Source organism: Polynucleobacter sinensis, from assembly GCF_001595985.1.
GTDB lineage: Bacteria > Pseudomonadota > Gammaproteobacteria > Burkholderiales > Burkholderiaceae > Polynucleobacter > Polynucleobacter sinensis.
Window position 1 is genome coordinate 199,265 of sequence record NZ_LOJJ01000002.1, and the last position, 24,671, is coordinate 223,935.

General features: G+C 43.8%; 29 protein-coding genes. 9 read left to right on the top strand and 20 right to left on the bottom strand.

Annotated elements, in window-relative coordinates; genetic code table 11:
- From AOB49_RS03090 to AOB49_RS03115, 6 genes are read right to left on the bottom strand one after another with little or no spacing between them, the layout of a single operon-like run.
- Positions 1-528, bottom strand: a complete 528-nt coding sequence (locus tag AOB49_RS03090) for a dTDP-4-dehydrorhamnose 3,5-epimerase family protein (protein ID WP_216634619.1) — start codon at positions 526-528, stop codon at positions 1-3.
- An 11-nt stretch (positions 529-539) separates the two neighbouring features.
- On the bottom strand, positions 540-1,865 hold the full coding sequence (rfbH, locus tag AOB49_RS03095) for a lipopolysaccharide biosynthesis protein RfbH (RefSeq protein ID WP_062307805.1): 1,326 nt from the start codon (positions 1,863-1,865) through the stop codon (positions 540-542).
- 4 nt (positions 1,866-1,869) lie between these two features.
- Positions 1,870-2,955 (bottom strand): CDP-glucose 4,6-dehydratase, encoded by a 1,086-nt coding sequence (rfbG, locus tag AOB49_RS03100; RefSeq protein WP_062307808.1) that lies wholly within the window; start codon positions 2,953-2,955, stop codon positions 1,870-1,872.
- Position 2,956: 1 nt separating this feature from the next.
- A complete protein-coding gene (gene rfbF, locus AOB49_RS03105; RefSeq protein WP_062307810.1) occupies positions 2,957-3,727 on the bottom strand; it encodes a glucose-1-phosphate cytidylyltransferase in 771 nt (256 codons plus the stop codon).
- A 10-nt stretch (positions 3,728-3,737) separates the two neighbouring features.
- Positions 3,738-4,733, bottom strand: coding sequence for an FAD-binding oxidoreductase (locus tag AOB49_RS03110; protein ID WP_062307813.1), 996 nt, complete (start codon positions 4,731-4,733; stop codon positions 3,738-3,740).
- Between the two features lie 10 nt (positions 4,734-4,743).
- The gene (locus AOB49_RS03115; protein ID WP_062307815.1) at positions 4,744-5,739 is read right to left on the bottom strand and encodes an EpsG family protein; all 996 of its coding nucleotides are present in this window, start codon (positions 5,737-5,739) and stop codon (positions 4,744-4,746) included.
- 41 nt (positions 5,740-5,780) lie between these two features.
- Between AOB49_RS03115 and AOB49_RS12220 the strand changes: the two genes are divergently transcribed.
- Positions 5,781-6,662: an alpha-1,2-fucosyltransferase gene (locus AOB49_RS12220; protein ID WP_216634621.1), complete on the top strand. Its 882-nt coding sequence runs from the start codon at positions 5,781-5,783 to the stop codon at positions 6,660-6,662.
- Positions 6,663-6,686: 24 nt separating this feature from the next.
- Here the strand turns inward: AOB49_RS12220 and fcl are convergent, their stop codons facing one another.
- The 6 genes from fcl to AOB49_RS03150 form a co-directional block, all read right to left on the bottom strand.
- On the bottom strand, positions 6,687-7,649 hold the full coding sequence (gene fcl, locus AOB49_RS03125) for a GDP-L-fucose synthase (RefSeq protein ID WP_062307821.1): 963 nt from the start codon (positions 7,647-7,649) through the stop codon (positions 6,687-6,689).
- 13 nt (positions 7,650-7,662) lie between these two features.
- Positions 7,663-8,793 (bottom strand): GDP-mannose 4,6-dehydratase, encoded by a 1,131-nt coding sequence (gene gmd / locus AOB49_RS03130; protein ID WP_062307823.1) that lies wholly within the window; start codon positions 8,791-8,793, stop codon positions 7,663-7,665.
- 60 nt (positions 8,794-8,853) lie between these two features.
- A complete protein-coding gene (locus AOB49_RS03135; RefSeq protein ID WP_062307826.1) occupies positions 8,854-10,251 on the bottom strand; it encodes an O-antigen ligase family protein in 1,398 nt (465 codons plus the stop codon).
- 111 nt (positions 10,252-10,362) lie between these two features.
- Positions 10,363-10,854 (bottom strand): hypothetical protein, encoded by a 492-nt coding sequence (locus tag AOB49_RS03140; RefSeq protein WP_062307828.1) that lies wholly within the window; start codon positions 10,852-10,854, stop codon positions 10,363-10,365.
- Positions 10,848-11,345 carry a glycosyltransferase family 2 protein gene (locus tag AOB49_RS03145; protein WP_062307831.1) on the bottom strand — a complete coding sequence of 166 codons (498 nt, stop codon included), beginning with the start codon at positions 11,343-11,345 and terminating at the stop codon, positions 10,848-10,850. The genes AOB49_RS03140 and AOB49_RS03145 overlap by 7 nt, the downstream gene beginning before the upstream one ends.
- Entirely contained in the window at positions 11,342-12,868 is a 1,527-nt protein-coding gene (locus AOB49_RS03150; protein WP_281177801.1) for a mannose-1-phosphate guanylyltransferase/mannose-6-phosphate isomerase, read from the bottom strand. The genes AOB49_RS03145 and AOB49_RS03150 overlap by 4 nt, the downstream gene beginning before the upstream one ends.
- A 94-nt stretch (positions 12,869-12,962) precedes the next feature.
- Between AOB49_RS03150 and AOB49_RS11975 the strand changes: the two genes are divergently transcribed.
- Positions 12,963-13,109, top strand: a complete 147-nt coding sequence (locus tag AOB49_RS11975; protein ID WP_156471318.1) for a hypothetical protein — start codon at positions 12,963-12,965, stop codon at positions 13,107-13,109.
- Between the two features lie 18 nt (positions 13,110-13,127).
- Here AOB49_RS11975 and AOB49_RS03155 read toward each other — a convergent pair whose 3' ends face one another.
- The 7 genes from AOB49_RS03155 to AOB49_RS03190 form a co-directional block, all read right to left on the bottom strand.
- On the bottom strand, positions 13,128-13,667 hold the full coding sequence (locus tag AOB49_RS03155; RefSeq protein ID WP_062307833.1) for an HPP family protein: 540 nt from the start codon (positions 13,665-13,667) through the stop codon (positions 13,128-13,130).
- A 120-nt stretch (positions 13,668-13,787) separates the two neighbouring features.
- Positions 13,788-14,096, bottom strand: coding sequence for a high-potential iron-sulfur protein (locus AOB49_RS03160; protein ID WP_062307835.1), 309 nt, complete (start codon positions 14,094-14,096; stop codon positions 13,788-13,790).
- A 378-nt stretch (positions 14,097-14,474) separates the two neighbouring features.
- Positions 14,475-15,314 carry a GTP cyclohydrolase I gene (gene folE, locus AOB49_RS03170; protein ID WP_082784037.1) on the bottom strand — a complete coding sequence of 280 codons (840 nt, stop codon included), beginning with the start codon at positions 15,312-15,314 and terminating at the stop codon, positions 14,475-14,477.
- A gap of 51 nt (positions 15,315-15,365) precedes the next feature.
- Complete coding sequence (locus AOB49_RS03175) at positions 15,366-15,737, bottom strand: MAPEG family protein (protein ID WP_062307840.1); 372 nt, start codon at positions 15,735-15,737, stop codon at positions 15,366-15,368.
- Complete coding sequence (gene plsY / locus AOB49_RS03180) at positions 15,734-16,369, bottom strand: glycerol-3-phosphate 1-O-acyltransferase PlsY (RefSeq protein WP_062307843.1); 636 nt, start codon at positions 16,367-16,369, stop codon at positions 15,734-15,736. Before plsY ends, AOB49_RS03175 begins: the two co-directional genes overlap by 4 nt.
- Positions 16,370-16,425: 56 nt before the next feature.
- Positions 16,426-17,349 (bottom strand): site-specific tyrosine recombinase XerD, encoded by a 924-nt coding sequence (gene xerD, locus AOB49_RS03185; RefSeq protein WP_062307845.1) that lies wholly within the window; start codon positions 17,347-17,349, stop codon positions 16,426-16,428.
- Positions 17,342-17,827 carry a YajQ family cyclic di-GMP-binding protein gene (locus AOB49_RS03190; protein ID WP_062307848.1) on the bottom strand — a complete coding sequence of 162 codons (486 nt, stop codon included), beginning with the start codon at positions 17,825-17,827 and terminating at the stop codon, positions 17,342-17,344. Before AOB49_RS03190 ends, xerD begins: the two co-directional genes overlap by 8 nt.
- A 119-nt stretch (positions 17,828-17,946) precedes the next feature.
- Between AOB49_RS03190 and murB the strand changes: the two genes are divergently transcribed.
- The gene (gene murB / locus AOB49_RS03195) at positions 17,947-18,987 is read left to right on the top strand and encodes a UDP-N-acetylmuramate dehydrogenase (protein ID WP_082784038.1); all 1,041 of its coding nucleotides are present in this window, start codon (positions 17,947-17,949) and stop codon (positions 18,985-18,987) included.
- 129 nt (positions 18,988-19,116) lie between these two features.
- Here murB and xseA read toward each other — a convergent pair whose 3' ends face one another.
- The gene (gene xseA / locus AOB49_RS03200; RefSeq protein WP_062307850.1) at positions 19,117-20,328 is read right to left on the bottom strand and encodes an exodeoxyribonuclease VII large subunit; all 1,212 of its coding nucleotides are present in this window, start codon (positions 20,326-20,328) and stop codon (positions 19,117-19,119) included.
- 314 nt (positions 20,329-20,642) lie between these two features.
- Here xseA and AOB49_RS03205 point away from each other — a divergent pair, with 314 nt between their 5' ends.
- From AOB49_RS03205 to adk, 6 genes are all read left to right on the top strand, one after another.
- A complete protein-coding gene (locus tag AOB49_RS03205) occupies positions 20,643-21,308 on the top strand; it encodes a MotA/TolQ/ExbB proton channel family protein (RefSeq protein ID WP_062307852.1) in 666 nt (221 codons plus the stop codon).
- A complete protein-coding gene (locus AOB49_RS03210) occupies positions 21,305-21,760 on the top strand; it encodes an ExbD/TolR family protein (RefSeq protein WP_062307855.1) in 456 nt (151 codons plus the stop codon). Before AOB49_RS03205 ends, AOB49_RS03210 begins: the two co-directional genes overlap by 4 nt.
- Positions 21,761-21,799: 39 nt before the next feature.
- Positions 21,800-22,900, top strand: a complete 1,101-nt coding sequence (lpxK, locus tag AOB49_RS03215; protein WP_062307857.1) for a tetraacyldisaccharide 4'-kinase — start codon at positions 21,800-21,802, stop codon at positions 22,898-22,900.
- A gap of 19 nt (positions 22,901-22,919) precedes the next feature.
- A complete protein-coding gene (locus tag AOB49_RS03220; RefSeq protein WP_062307861.1) occupies positions 22,920-23,108 on the top strand; it encodes a Trm112 family protein in 189 nt (62 codons plus the stop codon).
- Between the two features lie 16 nt (positions 23,109-23,124).
- Positions 23,125-23,880, top strand: coding sequence for a 3-deoxy-manno-octulosonate cytidylyltransferase (gene kdsB / locus AOB49_RS03225; protein WP_062307863.1), 756 nt, complete (start codon positions 23,125-23,127; stop codon positions 23,878-23,880).
- 104 nt (positions 23,881-23,984) lie between these two features.
- Positions 23,985-24,650: an adenylate kinase gene (gene adk / locus AOB49_RS03230; protein WP_062307866.1), complete on the top strand. Its 666-nt coding sequence runs from the start codon at positions 23,985-23,987 to the stop codon at positions 24,648-24,650.
- Positions 24,651-24,671 lie beyond the last annotated feature (21 nt).

A 24,671-nucleotide genomic window follows, 5' to 3' on the forward strand; every position in this document is an offset into this window, starting at 1 on the left:
TTAAAATGGGGTCTTAAATACACCAAATCTTGGATGGCTTTGATCTCTTTCAGAGGTGATAGGCTCACTTACGTCCCACTCAAACCCAAAACTATCCCAAGCAATCCCTGCATCATTCTTGGGTTCATAAGCAGTACTAGTTTTGTACACCATCATTGTCTGGTCTTCAAGCGCCTTAAATCCATGCGCTATACCAGGCGGCATATACACTGCCAGAGGTTGTGTGGCTCTTAATTCGATACTTGCTGTTTTTCCATATCCGGCTCCGCTGCGGATATCTAGCAACACATCGAGCACACTCCCCACTGGACAGTAGACTAACTTAGCATGATCAAAAGGAGGTGTTTGAAAATGCATCCCTCTCACTACATCTTTTTTTGATATCGAATAATATTCCTCCATGCACTCAAAAGAAATTCCCATATCCAAAAACCCTTCCTTGAGATAAGTCTTTTGAAAGAAACCACGCTCATCAGCAAGTCTGTTTAATTCTATAACCCACACACCAGGCAGCAACTCTTCAAGCAATCTCATGATGCCTAGAAGCCCACCCCGAAAAACTCTTCGAGCTTTTCCGCCATGTAATCAAGATGTTCTTTGCTTAAGCCTGGATAGACGCCTATCCAGAAAGTTTGATTCATCACAATATCAGTATTGGTTAAATCTCCACTGATGCGAAACTCTCTACCAAGCATGTATGGCTGACGAACTAAATTACCTGCAAACAACAATCTTGTACCTATTTTGTTGTCATCCAAATATTGCAAAAGGTCAACCCGCCTCACACCAGAAGACTCTTTAAGGACTAATGGAAATCCAAACCATGATGGATCCGCCCCCGCAGTGGCTTGCGGTAAATGTAAAAAATCTTGGCAGCTAGATAAACGCTCTTTGAGATACTTGAAATTCAATTTCCGAGTAGCTATAAAATCGTCGAGACGATCCATTTGAGCAAGGGCGCAAGCGGCCTGCATATCAGTAATCTTTAGGTTATACCCCAGATGACTGTAGGTATATTTATGATCATAGCCTTCAGGCAGATTGCCTAATTTCCAGCAGAAACGTTTGTTACAGGTATTGTCTTTTCCAGGCGGACAGTAGCAATCACGGCCCCAATCTCGGAAAGATTCGGCTATCTGCTTTAACTCAGTATTATTTGTTAAGACCGCACCCCCCTCGCCCATCGTGATGTGATGCGCTGGATAAAAACTCAAGGTGGCCAAATCTCCAAAAGTACCGACTAATTTACCGTTATAAGTTGCCCCTAACGCATCACAGCAATCCTCAATGAGCCACAAATTATGTTTTTTACACAAAGCAGTGACAACATCTAAATTAAAGGGATTGCCCAAACTGTGTGCCAGCATGATTGCTTTAGTTTTGGGTCCAATTGCCGCTTCAATTTTTGATGCGTCAATATTGTGCGTATCTAAATCCACATCCACAAATACAGGAATAGCACCAAATTGAAGGATGGGGTTTACGGTAGTAGGAAATCCAGCCGCTACCCCTATGACTTCATCCCCCTTTTGTATGGCTCTAGCCCCAAGCTTAGCGGAGGTTAAGGTAGAAAATGCGACTAAATTTGCAGAGGAGCCTGAGTTCACAGTAAGAGTGTGCTTTACTCCTAGATACTTGGCGAGTCGCTCCTCAAATAAAGTATTAAACCGGCCAGTGGTTAACCAAGCATCCAAGCTTGCATCTACCATGTTCTGCACCTCTTGAGCGCCCAGCACTTTTCCGGTTACCGGAACCAAGGTCTCACCCGGAACAAATGGTTTTGCAGCAAAAGCAATTTCCGCAAATTGACCCACTAATTTAGCAATCTCACTTCTTAACTCTTCAGGAGTTTTAGCTGTACTCATTTTCTTAAAGAACCTTCTTTTTTAACAACACTGCTTGTTGATATTGTTCAATCTGATCGAGAGAAAATTCATGCATATCCTTATTAGCCTGGAATGCCAAATGCCACTCGATAATTTTTTCTAATGCAATAGACAAGTCCCATGTAGGAGACCAGCCCAGCCCAGCTTTTGCCTTAGATATGTCTAGCTTCAAGTAATTCGCCTCATGCGGATGATCTTTGCCATCTAAAATCCAACTGGCATTATTACCCCATGACTTCACTAACTGCTCTGCAATCCAACTTACAGGGCGAGCATCAGAATCATTTGGTCCAAAATTCCATGCTTGCGCATAAGCATCGCCACCATCGCAAGATAATTTTTGAGCCAAGGATAAATAACCAAATAAAGGCTCCAAAACATGTTGCCATGGTCGAATCGCATGAGGATTGCGTATCAAGGCAGCTTGATTTTTTTCAAGCGCCCTCAAAAGATCGGGCACCAACCGATCTAATGACCAGTCACCACCCCCAATAACATTGCCCGCTCTTGCTGAGGCAACCCTAATCCCTTCATTGGCTAAAAATGATTGGCGATACGCCTGTGTAACGAGCTCTGAACAACCTTTACTACTACTGTAGGGGTCATACCCACCCATTGGTTCATTTTCGCGATATCCCCAAAGCCATTCCTTATTTTCATAGCATTTATCAGTGGTGACATTAACAATTGCCTTTACACATCCAATATTACGAGCCGCTTCTAGTAAATGCACAACCCCCATCACATTTGTTGCATACGTCTCTACTGGATGGGCATACGACAATCTCACTAGTGGCTGGGCTGCTAAATGAAAAATTATTTCTGGCCTTACCTTCTCAATAGTTGACTGAAAATCGTGAAAATTTCTAACATCTCCGATATGGCTATCAATCCTAGAGTGCATGTCATTAATCGTAAAAAAATTTGGGGTTGTTTCTGGCGCCAGAGCAAAGCCTGAGACCTTAGCCCCCAAATTCCCCAGCCATAAGCTTAACCAGCCGCCCTTAAAGCCGGTATGTCCGGTAATTAAAACTCGTTTACCCTGCCAAAATGCCTTTAAATTAGACATCTCAATCCCACAATTTCCAGGGAGCTGTGCCACTAGCCCAAAGATTTTCTAGATGCTGCTTATCCCTCAAGGTATCCATCGGCTGCCAGAAACCATGGTGCTCGAATGCCATCAACTCACCCCTAGAGGCCAGCGTCATTAAAGGCTCTTGCTCCCATATGCATTTGTCATCTGTTATTAAATCAACCACACGGGGCTCAAGAATAAAAAAGCCTCCATTGATCATGCCGCCGTCACCCTGAGGCTTCTCCTTAAATTCAATCACCTGATTATTTGCTATCTCAAGAGCGCCAAATCTTCCCGGCGGATACGTTGCAGTCAAAGTTGCTAACTTTCCATGTTGCTTATGAAAGGCAATACTGGCAGCTATGTCGACATCGCCAACGCCATCACCATAGGTAAAACAAAAAGACTCCTCACCCAAATACTTCTGAACACGACCCAACCGCCCACCTGTCATTGTTTCATCGCCGGTATCCACCAAAGTGATTCTCCAGGGTTCTGCACGTTTCTGATGAACCTGCATTTCATTCTTATTCATGTCTATAGTGACATCAGACATATGCAAAAAATAATTCGCAAAATACTCTTTTATTAAATAGCCTTTATATCCACAGCAAATAATGAAATCATTAATTCCATGGTGGGAATAAATCTTAAGTATGTGCCAGAGCATTGGCTTGCCACCAATCTCAACCATAGGTTTTGGTCGCGTGGCAGTTTCCTCGCTTAAGCGGGTACCTAAACCACCCGCAAGAATGACAGCTTTCATAATTTATCTCTTAGAAAGAGGGGACAAACGCATCAAAGATAAAGTGCTCCGGCTTTAGGCCCGCATTAACAAACCTTAATCGCGCATCTTCAATCATTGTAGAAGATCCGCAAGCATAAACCCTAACATTAGAAAGTGGGCCTCCATGCATTAAAGCCAAATTTTGGACATACTCTCTAGGGCCATCCCAACTAGCATCCCCTCTTGATAATGTTGGGCAATAATTAACGCCTTCTTTGAACTCGGATTTATCGAGATATAAATCCTGCAATCTTCGACCACCCCAATAAACACTCACCGAAGCAGGCTTCTCGAGCTCGCCCACCCTATTCAAATCTTCAAGAATTGCTCTTATCGGGGCTATTCCAGTGCCAGTGGCTAAAAATACGAGATCAAGACCTCCTACATCCCGCAAAAAGAAGGTTCCCTTAGGCCCATTAATCCTTAATAAGTCTCCACTCTTTGCCTCACTAAACCAGTAATTACTCATTAACCCGCCACCAACCTTACGAACATGCAACTCAAGAGCGCCACCCGAAGAGATCCCCCGCGCTAATGAATAGCTCCTAGTCAAACCACCAGCAGCTGTAATGTCAATATGCTGTCCAGCCCTATAGCTCAATTTTTTGCCCGTGGGCAATCGAAGAGAGACGCGCAGTACATCATTGCTTAGATAGGTTAAATCATCAATTTTGCAAGGAAATATTTGAGGTTTCTGAATTGGGTACCCTGATAAATCCTCGGCAATAATCTCGAGATCGGCATCAAATGAAGTTCTTGAGCAACTAAGAAACCACCCCTCATCCAATTCCGCGCTAGTTAGGGAAGTCTCCTCATAAAGAAGCTTGGTTTTCCCACTAATCAGTCTAGATTTACACGACCCACATCTGCCAGTTTTACATGCGTACTCTAAAAGTATGCCCGCATCAAGTGCAGCATCCAAAACTGATTGACCACTTCGAATTTCAAATACCTTCCCGGTGTTAAATAGTGTAATTTTATTCATCTATAAATTATTATCTTAAAAATACTGAATAAACAAAAAAAACTGCATTAATAGACGCTATGTATGCAATAGTTAGCCTGTATCTACTTTTTGTTAAAACAAGAGCGAAAATCCAAAAAATATCAAATATGTATATTATTCTAAGAAGCCCTTCCCCAGAGTTATTTAATACTCCGGAGAAATATGTTAAAAAAACTCCAAACATTAAAGATAAATATAGAATTAATAAATTATTAATAAAGCCATCAAAACCAAAAATACTCTCATCTCTATCAAAAAATTTGCAATTAACCATGTAAACAAAAAAAGCTACTGGGGATATTGCAATGAATCGATAAATATTTAATTTTGAATAGGCCATAAAACCTCGATATTCACTTGCAATTTCAGCGCAAAAAATTATAAAAGTACCTAAAAAAACCAGATTTATATTAAAATATAAATGATTATTATTTTTTGACAAAAGAGCAGGAATTAACATGCATGCCACAACAACTGCAGAAAATGAATGGATAAAATAAGAGATAAGAATCAATAAAAAAGTGAGAAAGTAATTCCTATTAGCAATAAAAATACAAACACCAAGAGTTGCTATGCTTATTCCTAAGCCAGCCCTAATCCTAATTAATAGAAATTCAATATAAAATTCAATTGCTACTAAAAATCCAATTACCTGATAATAGTTAAATTTAACTAAACTATAATAATTTTTTTTTATTATGAAGAAAGAGGTTATTATGAAAAAAGCAGAGATTAAATATAGGTATATTCTAAAATTAAAATAGCTTGATCCTAGAAATTTAAAAGCATGGTTTATTAATATATATAATGGACCCCAGTTTATATTTGGTAAATTATCCCAAGTATTAAACATAGTTTCATATGCGTCATAATCTGGGAATTTTTTTATACCAGGGTAAAAGTTATAGGTAGCTGGCAGTAATATCAAAAAAATAAATATTTTTGATATTGAATCTTGGGTGATTTTTTTAAATATATTAGTCATACTTACTTGCGCTATTTTACAATAGCAAAATGACTATCATTGTGCACCTCAAGGGTGGGCTAGGAAATCAACTATTCCAATATGCTACCGCCAAGGCATTGGCAAGACATCATAATGCAAGCTTGATTCTGGACGACTCTTGGTATCACTCAACCCCAAAAGACTTAACCCCACGTCACCTCCTTCTTAGCTCTCTAAAGATTCCTGAAGAGAGTTGTACATACAGAAAATTTCTTCCTAAAAATAGCCTACTGCAAAAATTAGCTCTTTTTTTTCCAAGGCCTAAGGAGCTAATCCTCCACAACAATGACCCATTTTTCTTTGACGACTCCCTTTTTGATAGAGCACTATCGCCCAATAAAAATTATTTTTTGATTGGCTATTGGCAGTCCTTTAAATACTTTGAGCGCATTAGAACCGAGCTACAAAAAATTTTAAAGCCTCGCTCCCAAATAAGTCAGCACTACAGCCTATATTTAAAAGAAATTCAGAACGCTACCTCAGTAATGATTCACATTAGGAGGGGTGACTATGTAACCTTAAAAAGCGCAAACACTCTAAATGGGGTTCTCGATCTAGACTACTACCTCAAAAGTATGAAAAAAATTCTAGAGTGGCAACCAAAAGCTCATTTTTTTGTTTTTTCTGATGATATTGAATGGGCCATGAAAAATCTACCAAAAGAGTATTGCCTAACATTTATTCACAACGAACCACACCATGATTCGGTAATTAATGAACTCTTCTTAATGACCCAATGTAAGCATCACATTATTGCCAACAGCTCTTTAAGCTGGTGGGGAGCCTGGCTATCAGATGCTGACAAAGGACAAAAAGTTATTTCGCCTAACAGATGGATTAATAAGGCAGAAATCAATTTAAGCAATTTACTGCCACAATCTTGGCTCAAAATAGCGCCTTAGCCAGCACAGTAGGCACTATCTCATTCAGAGAGCTAGCCCCTTATATGTTGTCTGAAGACCATGATCTAGATCAATCAAAGGCCTCCAACCTAAGCTATTAATCCTATTAGAGTCCATCAACTTTCTTGGGGCGCCATCTGGTTTTGATGGGTCGAATTCAATTCTACCCTTGTAGCCGGTCGCTTTTGCTACTGCATCTGCTAATTGCGCAATAGAGATGTCACTACCAAAACCCACATTAATATGACTTTGCATCGGTTGAGTGTGCTGGTCGTAAATATTTTTCTCAAGCTCCATGACAAAAACTGAAGCGGCAGCCATATCATCAACGTACAAGAACTCCCGTCTTGGGGCCCCACTGCCCCAGACCGTCACCACGGGGACATTGGCCACCTTAGCCTCATGAAATCTTCTAATGAGCGCGGGGATTACATGACTATTCTCTGGGTGATAGTTATCACCGGGTCCATAGAGATTAGTTGGCATTACTGAACGATAGTCAATGCCATGGCTTTGGCCATATTGACGGTTATAGCTCTCACACAACTTAATGCCTGCTATCTTCGCAATCGCATAAGGTTCATTTGTTGGCTCCAGAGTCCCCGTTAAGAGTGCTGACTCACTCATTGGCTGTGGCGCTAATTTAGGATAAATACAACTAGACCCCAAAAACAAAAGTTTTTTGACCCCGCCAACAAAAGCCTGATGAATGACATTCGCTTCCATCATGAGGTTCTGATAAATGAACTCTGCCGGGAAGGTGTTATTTGCATGGATACCACCCACCTTAGCAGCAGCCAAATACACTTGATCGGGCCGCTCCACCTCAAAAAATTCTTGGACTGCAGCTTGATTCGTTAAATCTAACTCCTCATGCGTGCGGACAGCAATATTTTTAAAACCCTTAGCTTGTAAGTGACGAACAATAGCAGAGCCCACCATGCCACGATGCCCTGCTACATAAATTTTTTGATCAGGCTTAGTCATTAGGTCATTCAAATCAATTCTCTTTACCAACCGCTACAGAAAAACCATGCTTATGTAGTAAAGCATGTTGCTTAGCTTGATCTAAGTCATTGGCCACCATCTCGGTAATCATTTGATCAAGAGTTATTTCCGGCACCCATCCCAACTTTGTCTTAGCTTTAGTTGGATCGCCCAAGAGCGTTTCAACTTCAGTCGGACGGTAGTAGCGTGGATCGATTTGCACAATGACATCGCCTACTTTTAATGCTGGCGCCTTATCACCCTGAATACTTGCTACGATCGCTTTTTCATTTTCCGCTACACCCTCAAACTTCAGGGTAATGCCAAGCTGTTTAGCGCAAAGAATAATAAATTCACGAACAGTAAACTGAACGCCAGTTGCAATCACAAAATCTTCAGGCTTATCTTGTTGCAACATGAGCCATTGCATGCGCACGTAATCTTTAGCATGACCCCAATCACGCAGAGCATCGATATTGCCCATGTACAAGCACTGCTCAAGACCCTGAGCAATATTAGCCAGACCTCGAGTAACCTTCCGAGTAACAAATGTTTCACCACGGCGCTTGGATTCATGGTTAAACAAAATACCATTACAAGCATAGATGCCATAAGCCTCACGGTAGTTCACGGTGATCCAATAGGCATACATCTTGGCTACTGCATAAGGGCTTCTTGGATAAAACGGTGTAGTTTCCTTTTGAGGAATCTCTTGCACTAGACCATAGAGCTCGGAAGTGGATGCTTGATAAAAACGGGTTTTCTTCTCCAAACCAAGAATACGAATTGCTTCTAGCATCCGTAAGGGGCCCATTGCATCCACATCTGCAGTGTATTCAGGAGACTCAAAAGAAACAGCTACGTGACTTTGTGCGCCCAAGTTATATATCTCATCAGGCTGGCACTCTTGAATAATTCGCACCAAATTACTAGTGTCAGTTAAATCACCATAGTGCAAAATTAAATCTGGATGATTGACGTGCGGATCTTGATAGAGGTGATCAATACGCTCAGTATTAAAAGAGGAGGCACGACGCTTAATGCCGTGAACGATATACCCCTTTTCCAGCAAAAACTCCGCAAGGTAAGAGCCATCTTGGCCAGTAATGCCAGTAATAAGGGCAACCTTCTTTGATTTAGTCATGAGTTTCTATTGTTATATATAAAGTGTGTAAAAATACTAACGAATCGTAGAATACCTTGACTAATTGATGTCAGACTGAGTATGGTCATGCAAACCTAAACCTGCCGTCCATAGAATCAAGAACGCCAAAGCATCAATATAAACCTGCTGGGAAACTTCAGTGGTGGTCATTAAGAGCGTAATACTTAATAGCATCCACAAAGCTATTGCCCCCCAAGCTTTAGAGGCATTTTTTAGGGCAATGACGCCAGCCAGCACCAGTAAAAATACACCCGGAATTCCAATACCTAAAGTCAGATCGAGCCATGCACTGTGGGCCTGAAATAATGTAGATTCAGGCCATTTATCTTTACCGTAATAACCAAATGATTTGTATATAAGCCCATAACCTTGAGGTAGCTGACCAATCAGTCTAACTGCCACCATTGCCCATGCAGCACGCTCATAGTTTGTGATAGAAACAGTCTTGCCTAACTCATTATTAGGATAGCCCCTCGCCCCATAGTACTTCCAAGAATCTATTTCATCTAGTCGCTGTGCAACCTTCACATCAGCAAATACAGTTTTCCATGACTCATTTTTCTGAATGTGTTGCGCTAGAAAAAAAACCATGGCAAGAATTGCTAATACCGAAATGATCCCATCACGCCACCCCCATTTAGATCTCCTGAGTATCGCGACCCTCAATAACATTACCGCTATCAACATCACTGAATATGCAATACCATTTTTTGTATTCTCAAGATAAAAAACAGTCAGCACAGCCAGGATAGTGCCGCCATATAGAATGCCCAAGAAAATTAGATGCTCTGATTTCTGATTGATTAATCGAATGCATTGACTGCAAGCAATCGCCAGAGCAGGCAAACAAAAAAATACAAGGCTCATTTTAGTTATATGCCATGAAGAGGATCCAGGCATATGCATTGCAGCGCTTGGAAGTTGCAAGTCAAATTTTCCTGCCAACAACATTAATACAGTCCTAGTTAAATAAATGGCAGTGGGTGCAACTACTCCAGCATAAAAAACCCACCAAACTCTTGTATACCCATCACTAGCTACACCGATTTTTTTACTTGTACCCCCAAGGGCTATTCCCAAGCCAATTGCGAATGGCGCACCCCAAGCTATTCGCTTCCAAATAGTTAAATATTCTGCTAGCTGTAATTCATATTGATGACTTAGGAAAAACAAGTGGAAAGTAATCCAAACAAACAGAAGACCAATGAGATAAATCGGCAATGCAAATCGGGTTTTCAATAATTCATAATTTTGAACGATGACATACAACCCCAAAATAGACCCGATAGTTAATAATGCATGGCGCAAGGCGATTGTATGCGGCTGAATCCAAATAGCCCATAAGAGCGCGAATGAACAGACCAAAGCCATTCTCACCATCCCAGATACGCGAACGGGATAGGTATCCACATTGCTAGTTGGTGACTGAGATTGCATCTACCTGAACTACCCTCTCTATTTAAATACGCCCCGAGGTCATGGTGCGCTTATGTCAATTGAATAATCACTCATTTTACTGCGTTAATTTCACAGTGAATGTGGTTTTTGCTAAGAAGTCACTCTGCCTTTAAGAATGCGAATGAAATCTCTCGCCGCATGAGCCACTGCAAGTACTGGGTAAAGCAAGTAGTAACGGGCATAACGACGCTTATCTTTTACTGAGACGGCTTTATCACCCCAAAACTGCTTTAACGATGCTAGCGACATAGGATTCTGAAACAGTCGCAAAAGTGCATAGCAATAGGCTGACTTCTTAGCAATCAATGACTCTACTAGTGATTTTTTACCGAGAACAATCGCATCGCTTAAGAATTGCTGTAATTCCAAAATCTCCCTTGCCATATCACGAGCAATTTCCGCCCTTCTATGAGCAAATTTAAAGTTGACTGATTGAGTCATTCCACCGCGACGGTGAGAGATCAAGGGAACTGGTAAGCGCGCCACGCCGCCCATCAAGATGGCTCTAAACACTAAACACTGATCCTCATAGGGAAGTTGATTATTTAATGGCGCTAGGCTTAGTAGCCTTCTAGTCAGCATGTGACTTGCCCAAAAAAATAAGGTCTTCTCTCAAACCACTTTTCTATTGTCCAGTGCTCAAGATCACTATTTTCTTTAAAACCCAAAACTGTTCCGTCATATCCCATATCTAAAGCATCGGCAGCAACCAAATCATATTTTTGACGACCATCCATCCAAAAACGAATTGATTGTGAACATCTTTCCGGCAATGAAATATCGTCACCGGCAGCCATGAAAATCAATTCACCGGATGATTTTTCAAAGGCTTTGGCATAGTTAGTAACAATGCCAACATTAGTGGGATTGCGCGCAAGAATGATCTTTTTAGGACCCTGATATTCACTAGCAACTTTCTGAATTTTTCCCCAGGTGTCATCGCTGGAAGAGTCATCGCTGACAATAATCTCAATATTGTCAGTATCTTGATTCAACAGACTAAGAAAAGCCTCTTCAACAAAATGCTCTTGGTTGTACGTCAAGAAAATGACCGAGGCAAAAGGAAAGGTCACCCACCACTCCTGCCGTAGTTATCTTCAAACCGCACAATATCGTCTTCACCTAAATAACTGCCGGATTGCACCTCAATAATCTCCAATGGCGATTTACCAGGATTTGCGAGACGATGGGTTTGTCCTTGAGGAATGTAAGTACTCTGATTCTCCGTCAGCGTAATGACTTGATCGCCATTAGTAATCTCTGCTGTACCTTTCACTACGATCCAATGCTCAGCACGATGGTGGTGCATTTGCAATGAAAGACTTGCGCCTGGCTTAACCTGGATACGCTTGACCTTAAAGCGCTCACCCTCATCCACACTGTCATACCAGCCCCAAGGCCTTGCCACTTTACGGTGAAGATTTTTTTCTTCCCGCTTTTGCGATTCCAACTGGGTCACGATATTTTTTACATCTTGACTATTACTTCTATCGGCAACCAGCACTGCATCCGCGGTCTCCACAATAATCAAATTCTCAACCCCGACTGCACTGACTAATCTTCCGCTCGAATGAATCAATGAGTTCTTCGTATTGCTCGTCATTGCATCGCCCGAGGTCACATTACCAAATTCGTCTTGCTTGCCCACTTGCCAGACCGCATCCCACGCACCAAGATCATTCCAGCCTGCATTAAGCTCGATCATCTTCACATTGAACTTCTCTGATCCTGGGCATTTTTCAATCACCGCATAGTCAATGGACTCACTTGGAATTGTTTTGAAGATTTCTTTATCGGGACGAATAAATGCAGTTTCACCAGACTGGTCTATCGTTCTGGCAACCCATGCCGTCTCAGTAGCCCCAAAAATATCCGGACGGAATTCTTTCAACGCTGCAAGCCATGCACTTGCTCGCATTACAAACATGCCGCTATTCCAGAGATAACTCCCATCCTCCAAATAACTTTGTGCAGTTTTCAGGTCGGGCTTCTCTACAAACTTTTGAACAGCATATTCTCGATGCTCACCGATTTGACCTTGACGCTTGATATAGCCATATCCAGTTTCTGGTGCGGTAGGAGTAATTCCCAAAATTGCAATTGTTTGCTTGGTAGCGTCCGCATCAACAACAGCGACGCAATCTTGTAGCGCTTTAATAAAAGCAACTTTGTTTTTAATCGTTTGATCCGCTGGCGTAATCACTAAAATTGGATCTACATCATTGGCAGCCTGAAAGGCAGCCAATGTTAATGCGGGAGCAGTATTACGCCCGACAGGCTCTAGTAGTAGGCTGGCGTTAATTGCCTTTAATTCTCGTAATTGATCCAATGCTAAGAAGCGATGTTCTTCATTGGTCACAATTAATGTATCGCCCAAAATCAGACTTACAGAATCGATTTGCGCAATTGCATTAATTCTTTCAACCACTTGCTGAAATAGACTTTGATTCGAATCATCCCCAGAAAGCACCAAAAACTGCTTAGGAAAGCCCGCACGTGACAAAGGCCACAAACGAGTGCCTGATCCGCCACAGAGAATAACTGGGGTGACTTGAGTCATAAGATAAAGATAGCTCTCGTTTTTATAAAAATTCATACCAATTTTATAGGCTTATCAGATTCACTCAGATTTATTAGAATGTCATTTGGTACATAGTACCGATAACTAAAATATTAGGAGATATTTCACTATGAGCTCAAATAACATCCCAAAAATCAACGTCCGTAACTCCGTTGTTGAGTGCGCCCAGTCCTTAAAAAAGGAAAATGCGGGCAAATATCACAACTACGGCATTAAGGACTGTATAGCCTCAATTGCAGCTACCAAGCGAAAGTAAGCTAAAGCCTTAAAAGCATCAACCTGGTCTATTGGGGTAGCGTTTACCGGTCAAATTACTGTAAACCGCCCCAGCCAAGACCAGCAGCACTGAATCAACCATTACCGGAAAGAAAGCATAGCGGTAATGCATCACGTGACCCAACACCACAATTAAAGCCACAGCAGCAGCTGGCGGGTGCAAGCAGCGTAAAACGAACATTCCCAGAATAGACAAGCTAGCAGCTAATGGCATTGCTATTAAAGGCTCACCCACCAGATGAATGACTGAAATTCCGACCAAGGCAGAAAGAGTGTTGCCAGCAATTACCGCCCAAGGTTGAGCCATTGGGCTCTGTGGAAGGGCAAAAACAAGTAAGGCACTTGCGCCCAAGGAGGCCATAAGCCACTCATCTAACCCACTAAGCTCACCAAGGTACTTAGCGAGAGTGAGCGCTAACATCAAACCAATAAATGCCCCAAAAACAGACCGAATCCTCTCCACCCAAGCAACACGAGGCTGATCCCCACCCAAATAAAAGGCGTAATGTTTTAGGTAGTACTTAAGGGTATGTTTCATCCTGGGAAGATGATAAACCTCTAGGAAGTAAGGCAATCAAAAGGCAAAAAAATTGCCACCCTAAGGTGGCAATCTTGACTGACTGCTCTCAAAAAGAGCGCATCAAGCCTTGAAGAACAATTAAGCCTTCTTAGCGTAAGCAGAGCACCAGCCCGGGCCAGCAACTTGCTTACCAGCAAACAATGAGCAACCGCCAGCAGCTGAACCCGCTTTACCTTGGTATAAAGCGCAGTTATCACACTTTTGACCAGCGGCATACTTAGGGAACTTTGCCTTATCTACTTTAGAGGCATCCGCCTTGTAACCCAAAGCTGCAGCTTGTGGATCAGTTTCTGCAACCATTGCTTGAGCTTGAACTTTACCGTTCAAGGCCAATGTACAAGCACCAGCAGCGGACAAAATCATAAATTGGCGACGACTATTTTTCATATGGACTCCAGTGAGTAAGGTAGAACAAAAATTTGCATCTGAGTGGATCATAGAGCAGATGAAATTACTCGACCATAGGCATGCTAAACCATTGATTTAAATGAATATTTACTTGAGAATTATTCTCAAAGAATAAATCAATGAAATTAGTTCAGCTATTGATCGACTTAACGCCAACCTTTGAGATTCATGCAACTAACACGTTGCCTAACATGAGTGCCAGAACTAGTCTCAGGATAGGCTTGCGCACAATCGAGCGCATCACGCTGAAAAGTTGCCTTATTGTTTTTGGCTGGGTCCTGGTTGACATCAGGATATGAGGAGCAACCCAATAAGATTAAGGGAAAGCATAGGCTAGCAAAGACTCTTATCTTCAATTTATCTTTTATCCAGAAGTGATAAAAACTCTCTGCGCAAATTAGAGTCTTTCAAGAAAGCTCCACGCATCACGCTATTGACCATCTTGGAATCACGATCTTTGACGCCACGCCATTGCATACAGAAGTGATCTGCGTCCATCACAATTGCTACACCGATTGGCTTGATTTTTTTCTCCAGCATATCGGCCAACTCCACTACCGCTTCTTCCTGAATTTGTGGGCGACACATTACCCATTCAGTTAGGCGTGAGTATTTCGATAAACCAATCAAAGCAGATTCTTTACTTGGCAATACGCCAATCCAAATACGTCCCATGATGGGACATAAGTGATGAGAGCAAGCACTGCGAACCGTAATAGGGCCAATAATCATCAACTCATTTAAGCGGCTGACATTAGGAAATTTAGTTAAGGTTGGTTGCTCGATATAGCGGCCATTAAATACTTCTTTAACAAACATCTTCGCTACACGTTGACTTGTGTTCTTGGTATTGTGATCACTCTCCGTATCAATCACCAAGCTCTCAAGAACTGCCTGCATTTTTTCTGCAACCTCATCAACCAAGCCCTCTAACTCACCTGGCTTAATAAAAGCGGCAATATTGTCATTTGCATGAAAACGCGCTTTCTGGGCTTCGATACGCCGACGAATCACCACAGATAAGGGTGTGCCACTATCGTTTTTATTTGCCTTCTTTGTTACCCGCTTTGTTGCCTGCTCTGTTACTTGCTTTGCCGCCTTGGTTAAAGGGGAGGATTTCTGAACAGGCTTTGCACTGACAGTCTTTTTAACCGGAGCTTTGCTTGTCGTCTTTGTTGAGGATTTTTTAGTGGCCATCGTGTTGTCTCGTGATTTCTATAGTGTTCAGTTGTGACTTATTGCTACGAATTAGATCTGAAAGAAAATTGCTACAACACAAGCCAAACCAGCTAACCAAACAATGGATCGCGTTGTAGGCCAGTTAGCAACATAGCAAATTAAGTAAGCTACTCTTGCAAGAACAAAGCCCAGTGCCAGCAGATCGATTCTGTATTGAGGTGCATTAGCAATCGATGCAATGATTACTGCAGCAAAAAATAATGGGAGAGATTCAAAGAGGTTGGCTTGTGCAGCGTTAGCGCGCGCTCTAAATCCTGTCTGCTGTGCTAGCCATTGACGCGGTGCTGCATTGTCATACCCCTCAAAGCCTTTTTTAGCGATCCCAGCCGCTACATACGGAAATAATCCCATGAAAAGAACACACCAGTATGCAATTGTCATGATTGCGCTTTCTTCTTAGATCCAATACGGGATTCAGTGCCATTCATGAGATTTTTAATGTTGCTGTGATGACGCCAGATCAACAAACAGCAAACCACCAATAGCGCGATACCCATCGGCTGAAACCCAAACAAAAATACAAAGTAGATTGGGCCAAAGACAGCGGCGGCCAAGGCAGCAAGTGAAGAATAGCGCATGAACATGGCCACAATCATCCACGTACTTAATGTGGCTAATCCCAAAATCCAATTAATGCCAAACAAAATACCGCAGGCAGTAGCAACACCCTTGCCACCTTTAAAACCATGAAATATCGGAAAGAGGTGCCCCAAGAACACAGCAAGCACTACCCCGCACAACAGCCACGAATTTAAGGTAGAAGTTAACGACTCATCGCCTAGAAGAACGCGCGCCAACATCACTGCGAAGTAACCCTTCAAAGCATCGCCAATGAGAGTCAAGACGGCAGCCAACTTATTACCTGTTCTCAGCACATTAGTAGCGCCTGGATTACCTGAACCATAAGAATGAGGGTCGGGTAAGCGCATGCACTTACTCACCACCACTGCGAATGAAACAGAACCAATCAAATAGGCGATTGGAATTAATAAAAGATCTATGGTGAAATTCATATTGCTATCTTAAACACTTATTGCACATTAGATAATCGCCTGGTGCAACATGCATCTCATGCCCCCCTAGGATGATGCTGCTGATGAATCGTCTTCAGACGCTCCCTTGCCACATGGGTATAGATTTGCGTCGTAGAAATGTCGGCATGTCCTAACAACAACTGCACCACCCTTAAATCGGCCCCATGATTGAGCAAATGCGTAGCAAATGCATGGCGCAGGGTATGAGGTGACAAGGCCACAGGGATGTTGGCAATCGTGGCATAACGCTTAATGAGAGCCCAAAAGGCTTGCCGAGTTAACCCTGTGCCCGTATGCCGCCCTACAAATACTGCCTCTGAGGTTTTACCCTCCAGTAATGGTGTTCTCGCCTCAGCTAAATAACGACGCAACCACTGACCCGCTTCTCCACCAAACGGAACTAAGCGCTCTTTGCCACCCTTGCCATTCACAACTCGGATCACACCCTCATTAAGTCCCAAGGCAACCGTCTTTAAAGAAACAATCTCGGAGACGCGCAGGCCACTGGCGTACATTAATTCCAGCATGGTGCGATCACGCAATCCCAAAGGTGTCTCAACATCAGGAGCGTTCAGCAATGCAGTGACCTGATCTTCGCTTAAGGTCTTAGGAAAACGTAAGGCTTGCTTGGCGGCACGCAAACCAATACAGGGATCGCTCTTGACCAAGTTCATGCGTAGTGCATGGCGATAGAAACGTTTAAATACAGTCAATCTCCGATTAGCCGTTGTGGCCTTATCAGAGCGTCGATGCGCAATATAAGCGGTGAGATCTTTTTCTGTGACGCTATAGAGATCAGCGCCAGAGTCTTGAAAGAGCCACTGAGCTAATAGCAAAAGATCGCGACGATAGGCCGACAAACTATTTTGAGCCAACCCATCTTCAAGCCAACAAGCATCGCAAAAGCGCTCAATGGCTTCCTGGCTTGCTGGCGCAATCTTTAACGCATCTTTAGTCACGGAAGTTGTTAAAGCCCAAAGGCGCTTCAGTTACCTCTTTCTTGAGCAAGGCCATGGTTTCTTGTAAATCATCACGCTTACCGCCAGTGACACGGACTGCATCACCCTGAATACTGGCCTGCACCTTGATCTTGCTATCCTTGATGATACGCACCACCTTCTTAGATAGCTCAGACGTAATGCCCTTCTGAATTTTCATGGTCTGCTTGCGCTTATCGCCACCAATAGTCTCAGTTTTGTCATCTTTGAGATAGCGGACATCCACATTACGTTTGGCCATCTTGCTGATCAAGACATCGCGCACCTGACCTAATTTGAAGTCGTCATCACCAAACAAGATCAGAGTCTCATCTTTTTGCTCAACACGGCTATCAGAGCCCTTGAAGTCAAAACGATTGGTAATTTCTTTATTGGACTGCTCGATTGCGTTTTTCAACTCAATCATGTCAGGTTCGCATACAACGTCAAATGATGGCATATCAACTCCTTGGGTAATCTTGATAATCTTGGCTACTTTATTCTGGCAAATCTACTGGGGCTTTCGGCAATTTTCAGAGGAAAGACCGCAGTAAATACGATTGCGAATAAGATTGTGGCATGAACTCCGCACAAAATGCGCCCATCCCACCAAAATTGATGCCCAATATGGCGCTCAAGCAGCGCAATACCTTTGGGTTTGAGGTCTATGCCGAATTGGCCTATGAAATCAGTGCAGCGGAACAGATCCCGGGACTCATGCAGCAAATTAGCGAGAAAAAATTGCCTTGGCGAGTCCTCGGCGGGGGTAGCAATGTCATTTTGCCTAGAGTGCTATCTGGCGTAACCCTCCTAATGAATATTCCAGGACATGACATTACCCAGTCAAACGCAAATCACACTGTCATTACAGTAGGTGCCGGGGTAAATTGGCATGACTTTGTAGCCTGGACACTGGTGCAAAATCTTCCGGGCCTAGAAAATCTCGCCCTTATTCCAGGAACAGTTGGTGCCGCGCCCATTCAAAATATTGGAGCCTATGGCGCAGAAATTGCCGACTACATTGATAGCATCGAAGCATTTGATTCTGTGGCCCATGCCTTTGTCACTCTCTCGAAAGAGGCATGCCATTTTGCATATCGCGATAGCTACTTTAAACAAAATCCCCATCGATATATCGTGACAAAGGTCGCTTTTAAAATCCCTCAAGCTTGGAAGCCGCGACTGCAATACGCTGATCTAGTAAAGCAATTTTCAGATACCGATCCGACACCAAGCGCTCAAGAGATTTTTGATGCGGTCTGCGCTATCAGATCAAAGAAATTGCCTGACCCCAAAGTCATTGGCAATGCGGGAAGTTTTTTTCAGAACCCCATCATTAGCGAGGCTCAATACAAACATCTCATTGAACAGCACCCCAAACTTATTTCCTATCCAGAGGGGGTTGGTAAACGTAAGTTAGCAGCAGGATGGTTGATTGATCAGTGCGGCTTTAAAGGTCAACGCATTGGACCTGTTGGTGTTTATGAAAACCAAGCCTTAGTTTTAGTGAATCATGGCGATGGCACAGCTGAGAATATTCTCCAGCTAGCAAAATCGATTCAAGTAAAGGTACAAGAAGTCTTTGGTGTGGAGCTTGAGATTGAGCCAAATATTTTTTGACAACAGCACAATTTAGGCCAAAGCAAGGTTTAGAACAACGTGTACTGGCTTCACCTTTGGTGTGCCTAACTTTCTTGCTCGCCATAGATCATAGCTATACGATTGACACAAACGAAAAATGGTTATTTATTACTTTGGATCCATCCTAGAAAACTGAACGTCCAGTTGACCTTCAGCTAAACGCACCTGGAATGCATCTGTCGTATTAAGCTCCTTGGGATTACGCACCGCATGCATCGCCTGATCTTCTTTACTCAGAATTACCGCATACCCTCGCTCTAATGTTCTTTGGGGGTTGAGCATTTCAAGTTGGGATTGGTAGTGTCCTTGGTTACGCTTCCAACCCTCTACACGAACCGCCCATGCTTGATTGAGTCGCTGCTGCCAACTGGTAATTTGCTCACGCATACGATCAGGGTTTGGTAGAGCATGACTTAATCGCAATGCCAGTTGATCTAAGGTTTGCGCCTCTCGCTCCACACGCTGGCTTACTCTTTGCAAGAGTGCTTGCATGATGGCATCTAATTCTTGCAGCATTTGATCGCGCCTCGGAGCCGCAAGTTCCGCTGCACCAGTCGGTGTTGGCGCCCGCAAGTCGGCAACAAAGTCCGCAATCGTCACATCGGTTTCATGGCCAACACCGCAGACAATGGGGATTGGTGATTGCGCAATTGCGTAAGCCAGCTTCTCATCATTAAATGCCCAGAGATCTTCAATGCTTCCACCGCCTCTCACCAACAAAATGACATCAACCACATTTTCTTGTTCAGCAGCTTTGAGGGCAGCAATAATTCCAGGGGGTGCATCTGGCCCCTGCACCAAGGTTGAGTAAATCACGATGGGGATATGTGGCGCTCTTCTAGCCAGTGTGCTCAAGACATCTTTGAGTGCGGCTGCTTGAGGCGAGGTAACAATACCAATCGCTCTGGGATGACTAGGGATAGGGCGTTTGTTCTCAGCATCAAATAAACCCTCTTTAGCCAATTTGGCTTTGAGCTTGAGAAAAGCTTCATATAGTCCACCCATGCCGGCGCGGCGCATGCTCTGAACTGTGAGCTGAATATCGCCCCGAGGAACATAAAATCCGACGTTGGCAGCAACTTCCACTAAATCGCCAGACTGGGGCATAAACCCAACCTGCCCATTGCGACCCCGGAACATGACGCACCGAATCTGCCCTTCCTCATCCTTAAGGGAAAAGTACCAGTGGCCGCTGTCATAAGCTTTGAAATTGGAAATCTCCCCGCTAACCCAAACAGCATCGAAGCGCTCTTCCAAAGAGCTCGCAATGGCACGGTTTAGATCGCCAACACTCAGAATTTCCCTTGATATTTCCGACATTTTTTCTCTTCTTTTACGCAACCATAAGGCCTAGCGACAAATAAATATCCACAGAAGCTGATACATCCTCACTTTATTACCCATAAGTAAGTAATTACTGACCCAAAACGTCTCATAAATCCAACAATATCAATATAAGTCATTGATTTATATAAATAAATTTTATGGCTCATTTACAGCTAGATGCCCCCAAAATACACGATTTCACGGTTAATCAAGGACTTACAACGCACATCTTGAAAAGTTTTGCACAGAGTTATCCACAGGACCCCTTTGTGAAAACCCATTATCAATTCAGCTAAAGTACTGAGCTTATGTACTCAATCTTACTGTCTGCCGGCTGGCCCATTTGGCCACTACTCATTATCTCGATCATCGGGCTAGCAATCATTCTGGAGCGGGCTTGGTATTTGCGCCAAATTCATCTATTTCCCAAAGATAGCCTGGAATCCATATTTGGGGCGGCTGATGCTATTTCTCAGCAAAAAACCATCTCCAATAACGAAATTGCTGCATTAAGCCAGCTTTCACCCATAGGCTCACTCTTTGCCTGTGTTTTACGGGAAAAGCTTGCTGGCAATTGCGCAGATGACGCCGTAGAAGAATTACAAGCAAGCGCTCAAGCGACTTGGTTAAAGCTAGATCGCTATTTAGGCGCTCTAGCCACCATTGCAACCGTTGCCCCCTTGCTAGGTCTTTTTGGTACTGTAGTTGGCATGATTGAAATCTTTGGCAGCCAAGGCGCAATCAATGGTGGCGCTGGTAGTCCACAACAACTCGCACATGGAATTTCTGTGGCGCTCTACAACACTGCCTTTGGTTTATTGATCGCCATCCCTGCTTTAGCAGCTTGGCGTGGTTTGCGGGCGATGGCAAATCAGCGTCAGCTCGAGTGTGAAGAATTCACCCGCCAGTTATTTAAAAAGCTCTACCCTAACAACGCCAACAATATTAATACTAATTCGGTCGCTGGAAAATGAACTGGTTAGCACTGAGATCCCAACCATCAGGACGCTTCTCACTTGGCACGCGCCCCGCTCCCGTAGAGCCTGAGATCAACCTGATTCCGTTTATCGATGTGCTGCTAGTAGTGCTGATCTTTTTGATGATCTCCACCACCTTCACGCGCTATCAGGAATTAGCCATCACTCTACCAACCGCTAATGGCAGCACCAGCCAAACAGAAGTGAGACAAATTCATATTGCAGTCAGTCGAGATGGGCGTTTTGCTATTAACGGCAAAGTGACCGATCGTAATCAACTGAGCAATACACTTAATGCGTTAAATCAAAATGCTTCCAAAGATGGCAACATTCAAGTCAATATCGATGCAGATACGAGAGCACCGCATCAAGCAGTGATGACTGCCTTAGAGTCGGCACGTGATGCCAATTTATCTAATATTGTTTTTAGTAGCCAAACTAAGAAATAAATCACAATCAGCATTTATGATTTTTCTCATCAATACTTAATGTCCTCAAGCAAACACACCTCTCGCCTACTTCATTTGAATAAGGCTCCTCATTTTTGGGAGAGGCGTGGCCCAACAAGCCTAGTCTTGTGGCCCTTATCTTGGCTCTACGGCTTAATCAATCGCGGCCTTGATCTCATCTATGACTTAGGCTTTACCAGTCGCAAACCTCAAGCGGTACCCGTCATCATTGTTGGCAACATTCGCGTTGGCGGCACTGGTAAAACACCTATCGTTATTGCTCTTGCAGAACGTCTGGCGCGCATGGGGTGGACACCCGGAATTATCAGCAGAGGATATGGCGCATCTTCTTCAAGCAAACCCATTCATGTGCATAGCAATTCCAATCCTGCATTAGTAGGTGATGAGCCTGTTTTGATTGCTAAGCGTACCCAGGATCGATTTCCGATTTGGGTGCACTCAAAACGGGTGCAAAGTATTGACTCACTCCTGAAGGCGCATCCCGCAGTCAATGTCATTATTAGTGATGATGGCCTGCAACATCGCGGCCTGGCTCGCTGGCCCGCCAGAGAGGGCGGTCGTGATATTGAATTCGTAGTGCGCGATCAACGCGGTGAAGGCAATGGATTTTTATTACCAGCTGGCCCCCTACGAGAGAGCGCCACACGAGATCGTGATGCGACCTTAATGACTACTAAGAATGCAGTCCCAAGCGCAAGCAACGATTATTTTTTGGGCCGCCGCGCATTTACATTCAGCAGCCAACTAGGAACGCCCTATCAACTCATAGACCCAAGTCATACGCAGTCTTTTGAGGCCATCGCTGACACCTATCTACCAAATAAAATTACCGCTGTGGCAGCTATTGGTAATCCAAAAAGCTTTTTTGACGATTTACTCCAACACGGCATTGCGGGTAAATGCATTGGCTTGCCAGATCACAGCACCTTCACTGCGGAATTTTTCTCTGCCATTCATGCTGAATGCATCCTCATCACAGAAAAGGATGCCGTAAAATGTGCCTCAATAGGCGATGAGCGTATTTGGGTTGTTCCAATGAGCCTAGAGATTCCAAATGCATTAGCAGATTGGTTGCAGTCGATTTTGCAAAGACCCGATCCAAATCGATACACTTTATAAAAAATAGCAAAGAGAAGACATGGATAAGCGCTTGTTAGATATTTTGGTTTGCCCTTTATGCAAAAGTACTCTGCATTTGGATAACGAACAGCATGAACTCATTTGCAAAGCCGATCGCTTAGCCTACCCAATTCGTAATGACATTCCAGTAATGTTAGTTGAAGAGGCGCGTAGCCTCTCCGCCGATGAATGCAGTAAATTGAGTTAAGTCCCATTGATATCAGATGAGTAATCAGCCTCCCGAGTTTTTAGTCGTTATTCCGGCAAGGTTGGGATCGACCCGCTTGCCACGTAAACCGTTGGCTGATATTGGCGGCAAGCCCATGGTGATTCGGGTTGCTGAACGCGCCCAAGAGTCCTTGGCACAAAGCGTCGTCGTTGCTACTGACTCTGCCGAAATTCAAGCAGTCTGTGATGAACATCGTATTGAGTGCTTGTTAACTAGCGCTGATCATCTCACTGGTACTGACCGAATTGCAGAAGTGGCACAACTACTCAAACTGCCGGCAGACACCCTGGTGGTGAACGTTCAAGGCGATGAACCACTCATTCCTCCGGAACTCATTAATCAGGTTGCCCAAACCTTGGCTGACAACGTTGCATGTGCTATCTCCACTGTGGCAGTCCCCATCAGTCACGCCGAAGAAATTAGCAACCCCAATGTTGTCAAAGTGGTTCTCAATCGATCCGGTGAGGCACTCTATTTCTCGAGAGCCAGCATCCCCTTTGTACGCGATCCACAGTCAAGCCAAAATATCACCCACTTACGCCATTTAGGCATTTATGCCTACCGGGCGGACTTTTTACAGGCATATACCCGTCTTGAGCCAGCCCCACCAGAGCAAGCAGAGGCCTTAGAGCAGCTACGCGCCCTCTGGAATGGCTATCGAATTGCCGTCTATACCGCTAGCGAAGCCCCGCCAGCTGGGGTCGATACTGCTGAGGATCTGGAGCGCGTTCGCCGCATCTTGGCCGCTTAAGCCAGAATCCGGAGCCCGCAGGCTTCTCGGGGATAATCCTAGGAATTAGTCACAAATGAACCGGGGAAAATACGGGACAATGTAGGTCTTCTAAGGGGAAAACAATGCGGTTAATTCTGCTCGGTGCACCGGGTGCTGGTAAAGGCACACAGGCTCAATTTATTTGCGAAAAATTTGGCATTCCACAAATTTCAACCGGTGACATGTTGCGTGCCGCCGTGAAGGCTGGAACCGAACTTGGCATCGCCGCCAAAAAAATTATGGATGCAGGCGGCCTCGTTTCCGATGACATCATTATTGGCTTGGTTAAAGACCGCCTAACTCAACCCGATTGCAGCAAGGGCTATTTGTTTGATGGCTTCCCAAGAACCATTCCTCAAGCGCAAGCCATGAAAGATGCTGGCGTACCAATCGATTACGTTCTCGAAATCGATGTTCCCTTTGATGCGATCATTAATCGCATGAGTGGTCGTCGTGTTCATCCTGCTTCAGGTCGTACATACCATGTCACCTTTAACCCGCCAAAGGTCGAGGGTAAAGATGATGTCACTGGCGAAGCATTGATTCAGCGCGATGACGACAAAGAAGAAACTGTTCGCAAACGTTTGCAGGTCTACAACGACCAAACTCGTCCACTAGTTGAGTACTACTCAAGCTGGGCAACCCAAAGCAATGCTGCCGACAAAGTAAAAGCTCCAGCCTATCGTAAAGTTAGCGGAACAGGTAGCGTTGAAGATATCACTGCTTCTATCTTTGCTGAACTGAAATAATTTCTTTTCTGCAAAAGCAAA

Excerpts from the sequence above, each read along its gene's own strand:
- rfbH (WP_062307805.1), bottom strand. The coding sequence starts at position 1,865 with ATGAGTACAGCTAAAACTCCTGAAGAGTTAAGAAGTGAGATTGCTAAA.
- rfbG (WP_062307808.1), bottom strand. The coding sequence starts at position 2,955 with ATGTCTAATTTAAAGGCATTTTGGCAGGGTAAACGAGTTTTAATTACC.
- rfbF (WP_062307810.1), bottom strand. The coding sequence starts at position 3,727 with ATGAAAGCTGTCATTCTTGCGGGTGGTTTAGGTACCCGCTTAAGCGAG.
- AOB49_RS03110 (WP_062307813.1), bottom strand. The coding sequence starts at position 4,733 with ATGAATAAAATTACACTATTTAACACCGGGAAGGTATTTGAAATTCGA.
- AOB49_RS03115 (WP_062307815.1), bottom strand. The coding sequence starts at position 5,739 with ATGACTAATATATTTAAAAAAATCACCCAAGATTCAATATCAAAAATA.
- fcl (WP_062307821.1), bottom strand. The coding sequence starts at position 7,649 with ATGACTAAGCCTGATCAAAAAATTTATGTAGCAGGGCATCGTGGCATG.
- gmd (WP_062307823.1), bottom strand. The coding sequence starts at position 8,793 with ATGACTAAATCAAAGAAGGTTGCCCTTATTACTGGCATTACTGGCCAA.
- AOB49_RS03135 (WP_062307826.1), bottom strand. The coding sequence starts at position 10,251 with ATGCAATCTCAGTCACCAACTAGCAATGTGGATACCTATCCCGTTCGC.
- AOB49_RS03140 (WP_062307828.1), bottom strand. The coding sequence starts at position 10,854 with ATGCTGACTAGAAGGCTACTAAGCCTAGCGCCATTAAATAATCAACTT.
- AOB49_RS03150 (WP_281177801.1), bottom strand. The coding sequence starts at position 12,868 with ATGAATTTTTATAAAAACGAGAGCTATCTTTATCTTATGACTCAAGTC.
- AOB49_RS11975 (WP_156471318.1), top strand. The coding sequence starts at position 12,963 with ATGAGCTCAAATAACATCCCAAAAATCAACGTCCGTAACTCCGTTGTT.
- AOB49_RS03155 (WP_062307833.1), bottom strand. The coding sequence starts at position 13,667 with ATGAAACATACCCTTAAGTACTACCTAAAACATTACGCCTTTTATTTG.
- AOB49_RS03160 (WP_062307835.1), bottom strand. The coding sequence starts at position 14,096 with ATGAAAAATAGTCGTCGCCAATTTATGATTTTGTCCGCTGCTGGTGCT.
- folE (WP_082784037.1), bottom strand. The coding sequence starts at position 15,314 with ATGGCCACTAAAAAATCCTCAACAAAGACGACAAGCAAAGCTCCGGTT.
- AOB49_RS03175 (WP_062307840.1), bottom strand. The coding sequence starts at position 15,737 with ATGACAATTGCATACTGGTGTGTTCTTTTCATGGGATTATTTCCGTAT.
- plsY (WP_062307843.1), bottom strand. The coding sequence starts at position 16,369 with ATGAATTTCACCATAGATCTTTTATTAATTCCAATCGCCTATTTGATT.
- AOB49_RS03190 (WP_062307848.1), bottom strand. The coding sequence starts at position 17,827 with ATGCCATCATTTGACGTTGTATGCGAACCTGACATGATTGAGTTGAAA.
- murB (WP_082784038.1), top strand. The coding sequence starts at position 17,947 with ATGAACTCCGCACAAAATGCGCCCATCCCACCAAAATTGATGCCCAAT.
- xseA (WP_062307850.1), bottom strand. The coding sequence starts at position 20,328 with ATGTCGGAAATATCAAGGGAAATTCTGAGTGTTGGCGATCTAAACCGT.
- AOB49_RS03205 (WP_062307852.1), top strand. The coding sequence starts at position 20,643 with ATGTACTCAATCTTACTGTCTGCCGGCTGGCCCATTTGGCCACTACTC.
- AOB49_RS03210 (WP_062307855.1), top strand. The coding sequence starts at position 21,305 with ATGAACTGGTTAGCACTGAGATCCCAACCATCAGGACGCTTCTCACTT.
- lpxK (WP_062307857.1), top strand. The coding sequence starts at position 21,800 with ATGTCCTCAAGCAAACACACCTCTCGCCTACTTCATTTGAATAAGGCT.
- AOB49_RS03220 (WP_062307861.1), top strand. The coding sequence starts at position 22,920 with ATGGATAAGCGCTTGTTAGATATTTTGGTTTGCCCTTTATGCAAAAGT.
- kdsB (WP_062307863.1), top strand. The coding sequence starts at position 23,125 with ATGAGTAATCAGCCTCCCGAGTTTTTAGTCGTTATTCCGGCAAGGTTG.
- adk (WP_062307866.1), top strand. The coding sequence starts at position 23,985 with ATGCGGTTAATTCTGCTCGGTGCACCGGGTGCTGGTAAAGGCACACAG.